We start from the raw sequence: 14,920 nt of genomic DNA, 5'->3' as shown, positions 1-14,920 counted from the left end.
ATGAAGTACGCTAACGTTACACAACAACTTTCAGTTTCCCCCCAGATTTCAGTTGAAGATATAGAGGCAATAAAAGCCGCTGGGTTCAAATCGATTGTTTGCAATAGGCCAAATGGTGAAGGCGCAGATCAGCCCACATTTTCTGAGATAGAGGCGAAAGCTACCTCAGCGGGTATTCCCTGTGTTTATCAGCCCGTAGTGAGTGGGAAGGTTACAACGGAAGATGCCGTTAAATTTGAAGAGAATCTACAAAAGTTAGAAGGGCCAGTTTTTGCGTATTGCAGAACGGGGACTCGCTCTATTACGTTATGGGCGATGACAGCGGTAAAAACCTTATCTTTTGAAGAGATACTTACCCTTTCGCAAAAGGCAGGTTATGACCTAAGTGGTGTAGTGCGACGCCTAAAAAATAGTGGTGAAACGCCTACCGACCATGCCAATTATTCTCACGCCGTAGTGATTGTGGGAGCCGGGGCTGGCGGTATCGCGGTGGCTTCAAGCCTTAAAGCTCGATGTCCAGACCTCGATATTGCCATTGTTGAGCCAAACGAAGTGCACTATTACCAACCAGGGTGGACACTTGTTGGCGGAGGTGTTTTTAACGCTAATGAAACAGTGAGAACCGTTGCGTCGGTTATTCCACAAAATGTGAAATGGATAAAAGCCGGTGTAGCTGCCTTTTCTCCAAAAGAGAACATGATTGTTGTCGACGGATGCAGAACTGTAAAATATGAGCACTTAGTTGTATGTCCGGGAATCAAACTGGATTGGAGTAAGATTGAAGGTCTCAGTGAAACGCTTGGAGAAAACGGTGTCACCTCCAACTATCGGTTCGACTTAGCACCCTATACGTGGGAATTGGTTAAAAATCTTAAAAAAGGTAAAGCGATATTTTCTCAGCCTCCAATGCCCATAAAGTGCGCTGGTGCGCCTCAAAAGGCAATGTACCTGTCATGTGATCACTGGCTTAAAGAGGGCGTGCTGGGTAATATTGATGTTCAATTTTACAACACCGGAGCCGTGCTCTTTGGCGTTAAAGAATACGTACCCGCGTTAATGGAGTATGTTCAAAAGTACAATGCGCACCTCAACCTTGAGCATCAGCTAGTGAAAGTTGATGGTAAATCAAAAGTAGCATCGTTCAAAAACCTAGCTGAACCAGATGCTCCTCTCGTGGAGACTGAGTTCGATATGCTCCATGCTGTTCCTCCGCAATCGCCACCTGATTTTATAAAGGTAAGCCCGCTTGTCGATGCAAACGGCTGGATAGATGTAGATCAGTCGACATTACAGCATAAAATGTACGAGAACATTTTTGCATTAGGTGATGCAACAAACTCTCCCAACGCAAAAACCGCAGCAGCAGCCCGAATGCAAGCGCCAGTAGTAGCAAACAACTTGCTTTACGAGCGAGGAGTTCAAACAGGTAAGGCAATATACAATGGTTATGGAAGCTGCCCTTTAACGGTAGAGCGCGGCAAAGTGGTACTCGCGGAGTTTGGTTACGGCGGTAAGATTTTAAATAGCATGCCGTCATGGGTGTTAGATGGCACTAAGCCGTCCCGTCTCGCTTGGTATTTAAAAGAAAAATTGCTTCCACCTATCTATTGGGAAGGCATGCTTAAAGGGCGCGAATGGTTGGCAAAGCCTAAAACGCACACACCTCAATAAGTATTGCTCTTTATCTTACTGTGTTGAGAGCCTGATTTTCGTATACTTAATTTTTGAGAAGCATGCTTTTGATAGGCTGTGTCTTGGTAAGCTGGCCCTTGACCAAAAAAATAGCGCGATGCAGCTGATAATGCGGGAGCAAACACGATAAGTAATAACGCTATTGTTCCCGCTTTTTTGTTGAAACACATTTTGTGTTCTACCGATTAGTGTCTAACGGCAAACCTTTCCTATGCCACTCATCCATACCCCCTGCTACAGAAAATACGTAGCGATGACCCATCTCATAAAGAGACTTGGCTGCTAACGCCGAGCGCCCACCCGACCTACAAATTAAGTAGATACTGCGTTGGGCTAAATCCTCAATAGCATCTTTCTCTTCACAATGATGTGACAACAGCGGGTGACTACTTATCTTCATCTCAAGTAGCCCCCTTGGCATATTAACCGCTGCTGCGATATGCCCGTGTTGATACTCTTCGTTTTCTCTAACGTCGATTAAAATGACATCGGGTTGTGTTAACGCAATCATCAGGTCGTCTACGGTAACTTCTTCAACACAGGCTTTGACTTCACTAATGTAAACCTTTGGCGTTTTCATTTGGGGAGCCTCAAAGTTGATTAATCGGTACTTTGATGTAGCTCACTTGGTTATCTTCCGGCGGTGGTAATTCACCTGCTCTTACGTTTAATTGTATTGAAGGAAGAATCAAGCGAGGCATACTCAATGTAGCGTCTCGTGCTTCACGCATCTGAACAAATTCAGCCTTTGAAACGCCGTCTTTAACGTGAATATTGAATTCCTTCTGTTCACCAACTGTCACTTTACTTTCGTGAGTACGATGTTGTGTTGGATAGTCATGGCAAACGTAGATACTCGTTTCTTCAGGTAGTGCCAAAATTCGATGTATTGAGTCGTAAAGGGTGCTTGCACTGCCACCAGGGAAATCACATCGTGCGGTTCCCACGTCCGGCATAAACATGGTGTCACCTACAAATACCGACTCTTTGTTAAGTAAATACGCAATGTCTGCTGGTGTGTGACCGGGTACGTGCATCACTTCAAAGCGCAGGTTGCCAACTTCCAGAATATCACCTTCCTCAAATAGCCTGTCGAACTGCGCACCGTTAGGAAGAAATTCTTTTTCTAAATTGAACAGCGCTTTAAAGACCTTCTGGACCTCTGTAATGCGCGCCCCAATACCAATTTTTGCGTTGTACTTACGCTTGAAAAATGGTGCGGCTGATAAGTGATCAGCGTGGGCATGGGTTTCTAAAACCCACTCAACTTGTAGGCCTCTCTTGTCAATGAAGTCTGCAATTGTTTCAGCACTTTCGGTATGAATGCGACCGGCGCTGTAATCGAAATCTAAAACCGGGTCTATGATCACAGCTTTAGACGTGGATTTGTCTTCTACCACATAAGTAAATGTTTCACTGTCGCTATCTAAAAATGATGTGATTTCAGTTTGTGTACTCATCAAAATCTCCTTAGTAAAGTCAGTGATATAGAAATTCTATATCACTGATAAATAGTCAAAACGTTAGTTAACAGTTAAAGAGACTTTTTACAAAAATACCAATCTACATAGTTGTAACCGGCAGTCTCTCTGCCTTCTGCGTCTTCGATAGTGTGTGGAGGAGGCACAATCACTTCTTCGCCCACTTTCCAGTTTTCAGGGGTAGCACAGCTGTGCTCATCACTGGTTTGTAGCGCTTCAACAAGTCTTACAAACTCGTTAATAGCACGTCCGTTACTCATTGGGTAGTAAACCATGGCGCGAAGAATGCCTTCCGGATCCATAGTATTGCTCTCTTTATTTAAGGTGTATTTAATATATGTATTTAATATAGCGACAAATATAAGATTTATCTAATCTAAATTAATGATTATTGAAATTGGTTTATCAGATTGAAGCGATAGCGTGAGGCTATAAAAAAAGCTAATAACAACGCATTAGCTATTTTTAAAGGCGGGAGGGAAAATTTTGTAAAACAGCAACTTACAAAGCCGCACTGCTATTGATTACAGTGCGGCTATTTGTGTGTTTAACTTATCTGGGCCTTAATGAAATTTTTCCAGGCTCAACGTTAAGAGTGAGGGGAATTGTAGAAAGAAGGTTAATGGTTTTATTCGTTGTATCTAACGTGTACACAGGGTTTGAAGCTAAAAAGCCGTTAATCATTTGCATAACCTGAGTACTTAAGGGGGCTAAGTTTCCTTTATATCCCCCAGCATCAATAGTGCTATCAAGTAAAGATAGTGAGCGAACAAAAATAGCTTTCTTCTCAGCGTCGTAATAGGGCGTGCCTTCTATCGATAAGCGAATATTGGCAGGGTAGCTAAAGCCGAATGCCTTAATACTAGCGGTGGCATCGGTACCTAACTGAACAACGTTCCTTCCATCAGGGCCAATACTGACTGAAATATCGCTTACTTCTAGGAAAAGCGGTATACCTGCAAGTGATGCTTTCTGTTGAAGTTTGCTTAATTGGCTGTCGAGTACCTGCTCAACCTCTGCGTTTGACACTGTGTAAGCAGATAATTGTGACAGCGTTGCACAACCACTTAAAATGAGTATAGCGCTAAACATTGTGGATTTTAGAACAGCGTTTCTTAATACAGCGCCATTAAACTTTGTCTGAATACTAATGCATGAGAAAAATTTCATTATATTTGTGCTCTTAACGAATGCGAAAACGCAGTCAGTAGACATGAAAGCAAGCGATAAATCTACTCTATTGAGATAGCGAAGAACTTGCCTGAGGTATAAAGCCTTAGGTGTAGAGAAAAAAGCGTGAGAACGTGCTGGGGCGTAAAAAGGGGGAACAGAAAAGGCGAGGCCCCATTAAAGGGGCCTCTAGTGCGGCCCGGAGCCGCTACCATGTTGAAACTGCTACTCACATGGCGTGATAAATTGATTGCGGTCGAATATTAAATTCTTCCGTTAAGCTCTGCAGAAATTGGTGAGTCTTGAAGACCTTGCTCAGCAATCCACGCTTGAAGTGTTTTGCCATCTGCCTCAGGAGCTTGTAAATCTTTACTTGGCATTTTCTTAACTAATAAAGTACCAACTTCAACCGCGTTGCTAGTGACTGCCGTACGAATAAGGCTTTGACCATTGCATGAAATGCCTGAGTAATAATCGCGTAACTTCAAACGATAATCTGACTGAACGCTACGCATTTTTTTGCGAAGTTCGCCTTTGTCGTCTGCTTGCACGATAGTGCAAATGTTAGCAAGCGCATCGTTGATGCCGTCTGCTTGAGCTGCGTTAGAAAATGCAAGCGAAGACGCTGCGATGATGATAGAAGTTTTAACTATTTTCAACATGGTTAAAGTTCCTGTGGTTAATGGTTTAATGTTTTTTGCAACTCACTTGTCGTTGCTTGAGTTGTATTAAACGCCACCTTTGCAAAAACAAAAACATGTTGTGCGATATATAAGTATTCAAAACTATACTTTAGGCTAAGGCTCAAACAGAAAAGCCGTTAAACTTATAAAAAACTGCACAGCAGTTTCTGTAACTTGTGCCTTCCTATTGTTAAATCGACTATCTTGGGAGCTTTCTTTACAGTTGAATTAATGAGTAGTAGGTTTTGCTTACAACTAAAAATAAGGAAAAGCAGATGAAGTGCCTGTCGGTATGTTTTGCAGTATTTGTGACTCTGTTTGTTTCGGCGTGCTCGTCGGATTACAAGGCGCCCGCAGCTAATCAGGCAACTGATAAAAAGTCAGAAGAAGTTTTGCGCTGGGAAGCAACGGCAAAGAACGTGACTATTACCCGCGATAACTGGGGTATCCCCCATATTAAAGGGAAAACTGATGCTGATGCTGTGTTTGGCATGCTGTATGCTCAGGCCGAAGACGACTTTAATCGAATAGAGCGCAATTATATTAACGCAATGGGCCGATTAGCTGAAGATCTCGGTGAGGATGAACTATACCGAGATCTTCGCATGAAGCTGTTTATTCAGCCTAAGCAAATTAAAAAGCAGTATGAAGAAAGCCCTGAGTGGCTTAAAAAATTGATGGTGGCGTTTGCCGACGGTTTAAATTATTACCTCTACACACACCCTGAAGTAAAACCTAAAGTCATTACCCGCTTCGAGCCGTGGATGGCGCTCACCTTTAGTGAAGGCAGTATTGGTGGCGATATTGAGCGCGGCGTAAATATGGCCCGATTGGCCGAGTTTTACGGTGATGATATGGCAAATGTCTCCTTTAAAACTGACCCATTGAATACAACAAATCAATTAGACGCAGAGCCAGGTGGGTCAAATGGCTTTGCTATTGCTCCTAGTCGCACGAAAAACGGTAATGCGCTTCTTTTAGTAAATCCTCATACCAGCTTTTATTTTCGACACGAAGCTCACGTGCAATCAGAGGAAGGGTTAAATGCCTATGGGGCATCTACCTGGGGACAATTCTTTATCTACCAAGGTTTTAACGAGCGTTTGGGGTGGATGCACACATCAACCTACGTGGACGTTATAGACGAATACGCAGAAACCGTTATCGAAAAAGAGGATGGTTTGTACTACCTATATGGCGATGAGCATCGCAAGCTCGAAACGCGACTCATCGAACTACCTTACAAAGCAAAAGACGGCACTATGCAGCAAAAGCAAGTCACTGCTTATTTCACCCATCGCGGTCCAATAGTGCGCTCACATAATAATAAGTGGGTATCTGTGCGTTTAATGGAGGAGCCGGTTAAAGCGCTTATACAGTCGTACACTCGCACAAAAGCGCAAAATTACGATGAGTTTTATACAGCAATGAAAAGCTTAACGAATTCATCGAACAACACCGTATACGCCGATGCAGATGGTACTATTGCCTACTTCCACGGTAATTTTGTACCTCGTCGAGATACGGCTTTCGATTTTACTCAACCAGTAGATGGAAGTAACCCTGCTACAGATTGGCAAGGCATTCACCCCCTTGAAGAGCATATCCATATTAAAAACCCAGGTAACGGGTGGATTCAAAATACCAATAACTGGCCTTACAGTGCGGCAGCCGAGTTCAGCCCTAAAAAATCGGATTACCCAGCGTATTATTCCGGTACCACTGAAAACTATCGCGGTATTCACGCAATTAACTTGCTTGAAAGTACGACTGATTTTGATATCGATAGTCTTATTAATGCCGCTTACGATAGCCATTTAACTGGGTTTGATGAGTTGCTTCCGCCCCTGTTTAAAGCTTTTGAGTCCTTGCCCGATTCTGACCCCAGAAAAGCGTCATTACGGGAGCCTATTGCAACGCTTCAAGCGTGGGACAACCGCAGCGGCGTAGACAGCGTGCCTACCTCTGTTGCTGTTTTCTGGGGCATGGATTTGATGCAGGCCGTTCGCAATAAAGCGCGAGCTGCTGATGTAAGTGTTTATACCTATATGGAGAGCATGGCTTCTAATGAGGAGCGCGTTATTTCTCTAAAGTCGGCTGTTGATAAGCTAGCTCGTGACTTTGGAACCTGGCAGACCCCATGGGGAGAAATTAATCGCTTTCAACGCATTAGCCCCGATATTCGACAGCATTTCGATGATGATGCACCAAGCTTGCCCGTTGGTTTTGCGTCTGGCCGGTGGGGAGCTCTTGCGGCCTACGGCCAAAATTATGGCCAGGGTGAAACAAAGCGAATTTATGGCACGCGTGGAAATAGCTTTGTGGCAGCCGTTGAATTTGGCGAAAAGCTAAAGGCTAAGGCGATAACCGCCGGTGGCTTGAGTAACGATCCAAACTCTCCACATTATAACGATCAAGCGGCAGTCTATGTCTCAGGTAAACTGCGCGATGTGTATTTTTATGCTGACGATATCGCGGCGAATGCAGAAGAGACTTATCAACCAGGGCTGCGATAGTATGCATTGATGAGTGAACGATGGGTGGTGAGTGATGTGTGGCTTTAATTTATCTTATCCTGCATCACCCGTTGTTACTCTTCGTTAAGTAACTATTGCTTCATATTGTTTACCCTATCAAACAATTGCCGCCTTTTGCCTTTGCTTTGTATAGATTTTCATCGGCAAGTTTTATGACATTCGAAGGCGTTTGTCCCTGATGTATTGTAACCGTACCCATGCTAATACTCACTACGTTCCCGTCTCGATGATTAAAATCGTGACGAATGTCTAGCTTTTCAATCAGGGTAATAACCTCATTGAGGAGGGTCGGGGATTTATTCAATCTAGTTTCTTTCACCAGCAAAGCAAACTCCTCTCCACCGTAGCGATAGACCTGAGCGTGGTTAACCTGCTGTAAACATCGGCCAACGCGTCGTAAAACCGTATCGCCTGCTTCGTGACCATAGTGGTCGTTATAGGGTTTAAACGCATCAATATCGGCTAAGGCTAAAATATAGTTGTCGTTTGAGTTTAAGGCTGCCTGTAAATCTCTATCGAATGAACGCCTATTCATCAGCCCCGTTAGGCCATCTATATGCGCTATTTCCTCAAGCTTGCTATTTGCCTGCGCAAGCTCGGTGGTTCTTGTCTGAACCTGTTGTTCAAGGTTAAGTTGCGCTTCTATAAACCGACGGGCCATTGTTCTAAAGGCGTCAAGGGCTAGCTTTACTTCGCCTTTGAATTTCCAGACGTGCTCTTGATTTGTAATTACGCCTTCATAATTTTTTGAATCCATCTGCGCTGCGACAGAGGCGAGTCGTCGAAGAGGCTGTGATACCTCACGAGTGACTTGCCAGTAGACAACGAGTAATAAAAGCCCCAACATAATTATACCCGTAGTAAACACCCGCAATGACTGCATACCAGCTTGCTCTGAGATCATATTCTGTGGATAAAGAGCAACGTACCACCAACCCAAACGGGGCAGAGGTTGAACAATAACCAGCTGTCCTGGCACGGCGTCTTCAAACACCGCAGGTCCTTCTGTAAAAGAGCGTTGAGTCATCAGTTGATACACTGATTGATATACCGGCTCGAGATAATTGTCATGATTTAATAGCGGCTGGGCTTTGAGTTTGTCACTGATACCGGGGGCCGCAATTAAATCCCCTTTTTGATTTAGTACCATAAACTGTGTAGCATCTTGGCGCTGTCCCTGCAAATCTTCCAGCAATTGCGTCAGTTCTACATCAAAACTTGCGTTTGCTAGGTGTTGCCCTGCTAAATCTATTGGCCTTTGATAGGTTATCGTCCATAAGTTCGCAGAGCGGTCATAATACAGTCCAGTCCAATTAGGCTCGCGGGCGGGATTATTAGACTGCAAGCTTGATTTCAGCACACTGTAGTTTGTCATTATTAAGTCTTTATCGGCAAGACGACCCCAGGCGCTGTGTTGTGAGTACAGAACAAGTGCATTTTCTGGCATAGAAAGGTGACTGTTGCTAACGCTATTTGACCATGCGGGACCAAGTTCGTTGAGCGTGAGCGTCGCGGCAATAATACGTGCTTTTCTCTCGTCATCAAGGGGCTGCTCAGATTTACCGATGAATGCTGACATGCCTTTAATGAGAAAGTCGTTGTCATTCTTGCCATCGAAGTAAGACTGCTTTAGACGTGTGACTCCTGGTGACGTCTGCTCGAACCAGTGATCAAATTGGTCCACGCTATCCCGACTGTCAGTATGAAAATATTGATAATATGCGAGAAAGCGCGACGTCATCGTCTCGGCATGTGAGGTTACGCGTGCAAACAGGGATTCTGCCGGTACTAACGCAGTGGCTATATCCTGCTGTAATGACGTAATAATACGTTGTTGGTAATTCGGATAAGTTGAAAAAAATGTCGCCGTTGAAGCAATGAAAACAACCAATAAGGACCAAATACTGATACGAGCAACGAGGCGTCTGCCTAATTGTTCCTTGCTACTTATCTCTCTTGCTAATTTTCTTTTTTCCAAAAATGTGTACCGGTTTATTGTCTTGCATTGATATAGAGTATGAATATTGGCTGTATACACACATCCCATTGCTTTGCGTTTTTTTCTTATCAAGTAGATTAATCTAAGCGCAAAGTCATTTTGTCGCCTATCTGATTACATGTCAAAGTAATGAGGAGCCAACCCAAAAAACGGATACTTTAGCATTAAGACTTTCCTGTGCAGAGCACTCACACCCTTTGCAAGTTGGGTATGATCGTTGGTAACGCAAAAGTGAAAGCGGACGTTTATGAGTTAAGATTCAAAGAGAACGGTACCAGAGGCCGGACTTTTAATTGGTCGCCACGCGATGGGCCGACATCCGGACGGCACGCTATTTCTAGCAACGGATTTTGAAAAGTTAGTGTTTGAAATAATTATTTTAAGTCAGCAGGTTAAATTGTAATAATGACGCTTTGCAAATTCTTTGCATGACTAACAGCTTTTCGCAAAGAAAATGCTTAGAGTCACTTTACCCGATTCTCCCTCCCCCAGTCCATGAAGCCCCATACAAAGGTGATGAGGTTTAGGTGGAATCCCTTTCTATCAGATTCAGATAAACTGCGTGTTTTGATCTGAAATTCCATGCCATAACAAATAAATTGATGTTTATTGAAGACGCTATGATTACTGATGCCGCACGCATTCGATTAGAGTAAATGACGTTTTTTTATCACCTGATTCATATGTGCCAAGAAATCAGTTCGATAAACAGAGGCGTAGCTATGATTTCTTTGGAAAAACCATTTGTATTTTCATCGGTGCTTTCACGTTTTTCTATTAGTCCGACTTGCCATGCAAAGTCGAACCAGAAATGAAAAATATACTGGGAGGGAAATTCTATCTTTGAAAGCTCTGGCAACGGATCTGCTTGATCTGGGAAAGCCTGCTCATAAAGTACCTGGTATTCTCGGTAATGTCGCCATTCAGTGCCAAGATGATGAAGCATATACAATGAGTAACCTATACTGAACTGATAGAATGCACAATCGCTCTCATTACCACTAATGTACGCCCAGTTGTACTCAGTAGCATACGTTTTAAACAGTATTTGATAAAGTTCGGTCGCAGCTGTGTTATCACCTTGCTGTATACGCTCATAAAGTTGCCATGTTGATTTCAATGGCTTCCAGCGCCCACCGTGTTTACGAATTAATTTGGCAATCAACAATATGCTGCGAACTACATGTAGGTTAATGAAATCGTCCTCTTTATTTATTTTGGAAACGATAAAGCTGGGAGCAAACTCTTTCATATAACTATCGAATAGCGATCGACATAAATTGCGGGGCAAATTTCCATTGGCGGTGCACTTAACTCCATCAGCCCCTAAAGCTCCTATTAAATTTACAGCTAACCAATAAACAGGGGCTGATGTAAATTTGGTAACATTCGAAAATTGCCAGCTAAGTAAATCACTGGATTCGAAAGGCTCAGTAAGTAGCTTGTGAGTTTGGCTTGGTGTGAGGTTAAGCATATCAGTATTCGGTGAACTGTTATGCTCATTCATATAGTTCTCAACAAATGCTTGGGCATCCTCAATTGAGTCAAACTGCTCGTTGCCCATGGCTTGTGATATTGCCTGATTGAGTTCAGTGGCAGGGTTTGAGGTTTTCTCTTTTTCTGCATAGAAATCGGTAATACCAAATCTTGGAAGCTCTTCTATCTCTCCGTCTTCAAGCGCTTTTAATAATGTCAGGTTATTTTCAGCTAACAGGTAATTTGGATCAATTGCCAATGCTCGATGAAACGCACGTTTTGCAGACAAGTGATCGCCTAAATACATCTGACAAATTCCCAAATTGCCGCAGCTTTGTACATGCTCGGGCTGGCTTTTTAACAGTAGAGTAAAGCAGTTTGCCGCTTCACTGAACTTATGACTTCCTAACAATTCAACACCTTCTTCAAAAACTTCGGCGTCTATAAGGTACTGTTCTAAAGTGAGGCGTTCGGGAAGTTGCTCTCTTATCGCTTGGAGATGGAGTCTGGCAGGTTCATATTGATGAAGTTCTTCCGGTGACGCACTGTCCAGCGCATTTTGAAATGCCGCTAAAGATTCAGCAATTGAGCCAGATTTTTCGGCACAGAGTCCAAAATTAAAATATACAAAAGCAGGTGCGTAGCCACTGTTTATTGCTTGCTTAAAAAACAAATAACCATCGGTATGATCATCATCGATAAATACAGCTGCTAGCCCTTGAAGCGCGAAGCAAACAGGATGTCGGGGGAATTTCCTGACCGCCTTTTTTACAATGAGTCGGGCAAGTTTGTAATCTTCGTCATCAATGGCATCAAAAAATGCGTCAAGCCGCATCTCTAGTTTTGGGAAATCTCTATCAAACTTTGTCAAGTAAGTAGTCTCGAATCGCTGAATTGATGCAGAAGCATAACATGCAGAGTTTTCAATTTTGAAGCCGATTTGATTAAATAAATGTTCCGGTATAGGTATATCATGAAAATATTTGCGGTCCACTCGGAAATCTATCCGTTTCATTTTTCGTCTATCGGACTATAATAAGTCTATATTTAGACCAATAGAGATTGTTATGAAAACTCAAACTGTATCTTACATGAAGGAACATGCGAATCATCTGGAATTGGATAATCCCATTTTGGTCACGCAAAATGGCAAGCCAAAGTATGTTATTCAGGATGCGAATGACTACGAAGAACAGCAACAAACTATAGCATTATTAAAACTCATAAATTTGTCAGAACGCAGTGCGCGACAGAACGGGCTATTTGATCTGGATGAAGCATTTGACGACAATTAAATACAGCATAAAAGTGACGCCGGTTTTTAAACTTTGTTTGAAAAAACTGGATGCATTTTTAACCAGAAAATTTAATCACAATGTTGCAAACGAGGCCAAGCGAGCTGTTAAATCAAAAGTTAAGTCTCAACTCTCTGGAAATCCGTATTCTGCGCCTCATAGCGACAGGCTCCTGGAATTAGGGGTAACCGGATACAGGCAACTTCTTGTCGATAGTCATAATGTGGTGCTTTACCGAGTTGAAGAGTCTACAAAGACAGTCATTCTTCTTCTAGTTTTTGATTCTAGACAAGATCTGAAAAAGATTTTGTTTGAAGTTAATTTACTCGTCTGATTTACCCCAAATTAATAGAACAGGATAAATACTGATCCCCCCGTTTATGGGGTAGAGCCGATGGTACCAGAGTGATTTGAGCTGTTACTTCTTTTCGCGCATTTCTTTCCATTTCTAGCACTTTGTCACAAATACGTTCGTATTCTTCTGGTGTGAAAGACGCGCGCCTTGTTCCAGCCTTACCTACATTGTTTAGGTTCGTAACCTGTATTGGAGCCACCCACTGATTGTCCAATGCGATTTTGAAAACCATATTTAAAGCTGCGTTATGATTGAGGATCGTAGACTTGGATAAATCCTTCTTAGCGATCTCTCTGCGTTTTACGTTGAATTCACTCAGCTTATCTTGGTCAATAGATGTGATATAGGTCCGGTCAAAGACTGGAATGTGATACTTTGTCAGTGCGCCACTGTAATCCTTGTATGCAACCTTGCCAGTGCCCATTGCAAGTTCGTGCTCCATTTGCTCAATAGCTTTCTGTGCAACATCACGGAACCGCTTGCTCGTCGATACGTGCCAGTTTCAATTTTGATCTTGTACTCAGTTCGAAGATATCGAGCGGTCGCCTTTGCTTCTTCTAAGTCCTTTTGTTTTGTCGCTTTGCAATACCATTTCCCAAACAGCTGAAAACGTGCGTACCAGCGTTTACTGTTATCCTGCTTAAATACATACAACGTATCATCGATGTCATGTCGGTCAATTTGATTAGCCATTGTTTACTGCTGTGCAAAGAATTTTTAATTCGTGTACTTTATAGTTCGTGAATTGTGTGCAGTCGCAATCGAAAGTGGATACTTGCTTTTAATCCGTAATAAAGTGGAGCTGCATGTTCCGGCCCATTCCGATCACCCATTTCCCCGACCGTTCGGATGCACCGAAATACGCAGGAGCTATTTCAGTATCTTATCTTGGTGAGTCTGAATGTCTTCAGTGGTCATTAACAGCAACTATTTTGCTCTTGGGTTCTAGTGGTTTTTAGCACAATATCTATTGTAAATTAAACGGTTCATTGCGAGTCTCCTTGATTCAATAAAGTAGCTATTATTAAATAATTTGTTATTATGATTACTAAAGGAGACCGCAATGAACAATCAAGCTATTGCTCACAATCTAAAGCGATTGCGCTCAAACGCGCGATACAATCAGTCAGATCTAGCTGAAAAGGCTGGTATGTCTCTTAGTGGTTACCAAAAACTTGAGCGTGGAAAGGCTACTCCGAGAGCTGAGTCAATCAAAGCTCTAGCTCAAGCACTACAAGTACCAATTCAAGAAATACTGGCTGAAGTGAAGCCTCTTAAGCATATTCGGTTTAGGTCACTCAAAAGGCTTAAAACTAGGGAACAAATTATTTCTGATGTGGTTACTTGGTTGTATGACTTTAATTCTCTAGAAGAGCTTACTCAAGACAAGCAAGTAGCCGATTTACATGAGTTTTACGCTTATAAGGAAAGTAATACCTGCGGAATACCTGAACTTGCAAACTATTGCAGAAGTAAGTTTGGATTGGGTCCCAAGGAGCCTGTCTTGGACATTTGTGGACTTCTCGAAGCAAGAGGAATTAAGGTCCGTTCTATTGAAGTGGAAACTGATTCATTTTTAGGGTTGTCAGTTAGTGAGCAAGAAAAAGGCGGACCCGCTGTTATAGTTAATACTTGGAAGAGACTGCCGGTAGAAACTTGGATATTTAGTGCAGCTCACGAGCTCGGTCACCTCCTGATGCATCTAAATGCATATGATATTGACCAAACTACCGAGATTGAAGAACAAGAGGCAGAAGCTGATCAATTTGCATCACATTTCCTCATGCCTCAAGACGCCTTTGAAAGAGAATGGAATGAAGCGGCCGGCTTAAGTTTTGTGGATCGGGTTTTAAAGGTAAAAAAAGTATTTAAAGTCAGTTGGAGGACTGTTCTCTATCGATACGCGGAAGATATGCCGTCTGAAAAGAAAAATAAGCTTTGGATGAATTTCAATATCGAGTTTAAACACCGTTACCGTAAATCTCTTCAGAAGCATACTGAGCCGGTAGGCATTGAAAGCGACCATTACAGGATTAACCATAGGTACACCACTGCAAGTGAGCCTTTCAATCTTGATGTATTTGATTTTACGGAAGATCGCTTGCCATTCCTTGTAAGAAAGGCTGTTGAGAGTGGCAATATTTCACTTTCTCGTGGGGCAGAGATACTGAGACTGCAGAATAAGGAAATGCGTCAACTGGCGTCTTCATGGGTTGGTTAATTCGGGAATAA

13 protein-coding genes are annotated in these 14,920 nt (G+C 42.7%); 5 read left to right on the top strand and 8 right to left on the bottom strand.

Going from position 1 to position 14,920, the window contains the following annotated elements:
- Positions 1-1,671 (top strand): bifunctional protein tyrosine phosphatase family protein/NAD(P)/FAD-dependent oxidoreductase, encoded by a 1,671-nt coding sequence (locus tag CW735_RS15770; RefSeq protein ID WP_071980543.1) that lies wholly within the window; start codon positions 1-3, stop codon positions 1,669-1,671.
- Between the two features lie 199 nt (positions 1,672-1,870).
- On the opposite strand, the gene CW735_RS15760 is transcribed toward CW735_RS15770, so the two are convergent.
- The 5 genes from CW735_RS15760 to CW735_RS15740 all read right to left on the bottom strand — a co-directional run bounded on the left by CW735_RS15760 (position 1,871) and on the right by CW735_RS15740 (position 5,005).
- Positions 1,871-2,272, bottom strand: coding sequence for a rhodanese-like domain-containing protein (locus CW735_RS15760; RefSeq protein WP_071980541.1), 402 nt, complete (start codon positions 2,270-2,272; stop codon positions 1,871-1,873).
- Positions 2,273-2,282: 10 nt separating this feature from the next.
- On the bottom strand, positions 2,283-3,152 hold the full coding sequence (locus CW735_RS15755; protein WP_071980540.1) for an MBL fold metallo-hydrolase: 870 nt from the start codon (positions 3,150-3,152) through the stop codon (positions 2,283-2,285).
- 74 nt (positions 3,153-3,226) lie between these two features.
- On the bottom strand, positions 3,227-3,475 hold the full coding sequence (locus tag CW735_RS15750; protein WP_232230505.1) for a hypothetical protein: 249 nt from the start codon (positions 3,473-3,475) through the stop codon (positions 3,227-3,229).
- A 250-nt stretch (positions 3,476-3,725) separates the two neighbouring features.
- Positions 3,726-4,265, bottom strand: coding sequence for a DUF1439 domain-containing protein (locus CW735_RS15745; protein ID WP_071981349.1), 540 nt, complete (start codon positions 4,263-4,265; stop codon positions 3,726-3,728).
- A 341-nt stretch (positions 4,266-4,606) separates the two neighbouring features.
- On the bottom strand, positions 4,607-5,005 hold the full coding sequence (locus CW735_RS15740; RefSeq protein WP_071980539.1) for a DUF3718 domain-containing protein: 399 nt from the start codon (positions 5,003-5,005) through the stop codon (positions 4,607-4,609).
- A gap of 296 nt (positions 5,006-5,301) precedes the next feature.
- On the opposite strand from CW735_RS15740, the gene CW735_RS15735 reads away from it, so the two are divergent.
- Positions 5,302-7,542: a penicillin acylase family protein gene (locus CW735_RS15735; RefSeq protein WP_100972898.1), complete on the top strand. Its 2,241-nt coding sequence runs from the start codon at positions 5,302-5,304 to the stop codon at positions 7,540-7,542.
- Positions 7,543-7,651: 109 nt separating this feature from the next.
- Here the strand turns inward: CW735_RS15735 and CW735_RS15730 are convergent, their stop codons facing one another.
- Both CW735_RS15730 and CW735_RS15725 read right to left on the bottom strand, forming a co-directional pair.
- Positions 7,652-9,541 carry a sensor domain-containing diguanylate cyclase gene (locus CW735_RS15730; protein WP_198520978.1) on the bottom strand — a complete coding sequence of 630 codons (1,890 nt, stop codon included), beginning with the start codon at positions 9,539-9,541 and terminating at the stop codon, positions 7,652-7,654.
- Between the two features lie 700 nt (positions 9,542-10,241).
- On the bottom strand, positions 10,242-12,053 hold the full coding sequence (locus CW735_RS15725) for a hypothetical protein (RefSeq protein WP_232230504.1): 1,812 nt from the start codon (positions 12,051-12,053) through the stop codon (positions 10,242-10,244).
- 52 nt (positions 12,054-12,105) lie between these two features.
- On the opposite strand from CW735_RS15725, the gene CW735_RS15720 reads away from it, so the two are divergent.
- Positions 12,106-12,333, top strand: coding sequence for a type II toxin-antitoxin system Phd/YefM family antitoxin (locus CW735_RS15720; RefSeq protein WP_071980537.1), 228 nt, complete (start codon positions 12,106-12,108; stop codon positions 12,331-12,333).
- The gene (locus CW735_RS15715) at positions 12,311-12,667 is read left to right on the top strand and encodes a type II toxin-antitoxin system RelE/ParE family toxin (RefSeq protein WP_232230503.1); all 357 of its coding nucleotides are present in this window, start codon (positions 12,311-12,313) and stop codon (positions 12,665-12,667) included. Before CW735_RS15720 ends, CW735_RS15715 begins: the two co-directional genes overlap by 23 nt.
- A 1-nt stretch (position 12,668) precedes the next feature.
- On the opposite strand, the gene CW735_RS15710 is transcribed toward CW735_RS15715, so the two are convergent.
- Positions 12,669-13,130, bottom strand: coding sequence for a hypothetical protein (locus CW735_RS15710; RefSeq protein WP_100972896.1), 462 nt, complete (start codon positions 13,128-13,130; stop codon positions 12,669-12,671).
- A 621-nt stretch (positions 13,131-13,751) separates the two neighbouring features.
- Between CW735_RS15710 and CW735_RS15705 the strand changes: the two genes are divergently transcribed.
- Complete coding sequence (locus CW735_RS15705) at positions 13,752-14,909, top strand: helix-turn-helix domain-containing protein (protein ID WP_071980535.1); 1,158 nt, start codon at positions 13,752-13,754, stop codon at positions 14,907-14,909.
- The last annotated feature ends 11 nt before the right edge of the window (positions 14,910-14,920 follow it).

This window comes from Alteromonas sp. MB-3u-76 (assembly GCF_002831605.1).
In the GTDB taxonomy this organism is placed as follows: Bacteria; Pseudomonadota; Gammaproteobacteria; order Enterobacterales; family Alteromonadaceae; genus Alteromonas; species Alteromonas hispanica.
This window is presented reverse-complemented; position numbering and strand designations above follow the sequence as displayed.

Coding starts and splice junctions, on each gene's coding strand:
- CW735_RS15770 (WP_071980543.1), top strand. CDS start 1: ATGAAGTACGCTAACGTTACACAACAACTTTCAGTTTCCCCCCAGATT.
- CW735_RS15760 (WP_071980541.1), bottom strand. CDS start 2,272: ATGAAAACGCCAAAGGTTTACATTAGTGAAGTCAAAGCCTGTGTTGAA.
- CW735_RS15755 (WP_071980540.1), bottom strand. CDS start 3,152: ATGAGTACACAAACTGAAATCACATCATTTTTAGATAGCGACAGTGAA.
- CW735_RS15750 (WP_232230505.1), bottom strand. CDS start 3,475: ATGGATCCGGAAGGCATTCTTCGCGCCATGGTTTACTACCCAATGAGT.
- CW735_RS15745 (WP_071981349.1), bottom strand. CDS start 4,265: ATGTTTAGCGCTATACTCATTTTAAGTGGTTGTGCAACGCTGTCACAA.
- CW735_RS15740 (WP_071980539.1), bottom strand. CDS start 5,005: ATGTTGAAAATAGTTAAAACTTCTATCATCATCGCAGCGTCTTCGCTT.
- CW735_RS15735 (WP_100972898.1), top strand. CDS start 5,302: ATGAAGTGCCTGTCGGTATGTTTTGCAGTATTTGTGACTCTGTTTGTT.
- CW735_RS15725 (WP_232230504.1), bottom strand. CDS start 12,053: ATGAAACGGATAGATTTCCGAGTGGACCGCAAATATTTTCATGATATA.
- CW735_RS15720 (WP_071980537.1), top strand. CDS start 12,106: ATGAAAACTCAAACTGTATCTTACATGAAGGAACATGCGAATCATCTG.
- CW735_RS15715 (WP_232230503.1), top strand. CDS start 12,311: ATGAAGCATTTGACGACAATTAAATACAGCATAAAAGTGACGCCGGTT.
- CW735_RS15710 (WP_100972896.1), bottom strand. CDS start 13,130: ATGGAGCACGAACTTGCAATGGGCACTGGCAAGGTTGCATACAAGGAT.
- CW735_RS15705 (WP_071980535.1), top strand. CDS start 13,752: ATGAACAATCAAGCTATTGCTCACAATCTAAAGCGATTGCGCTCAAAC.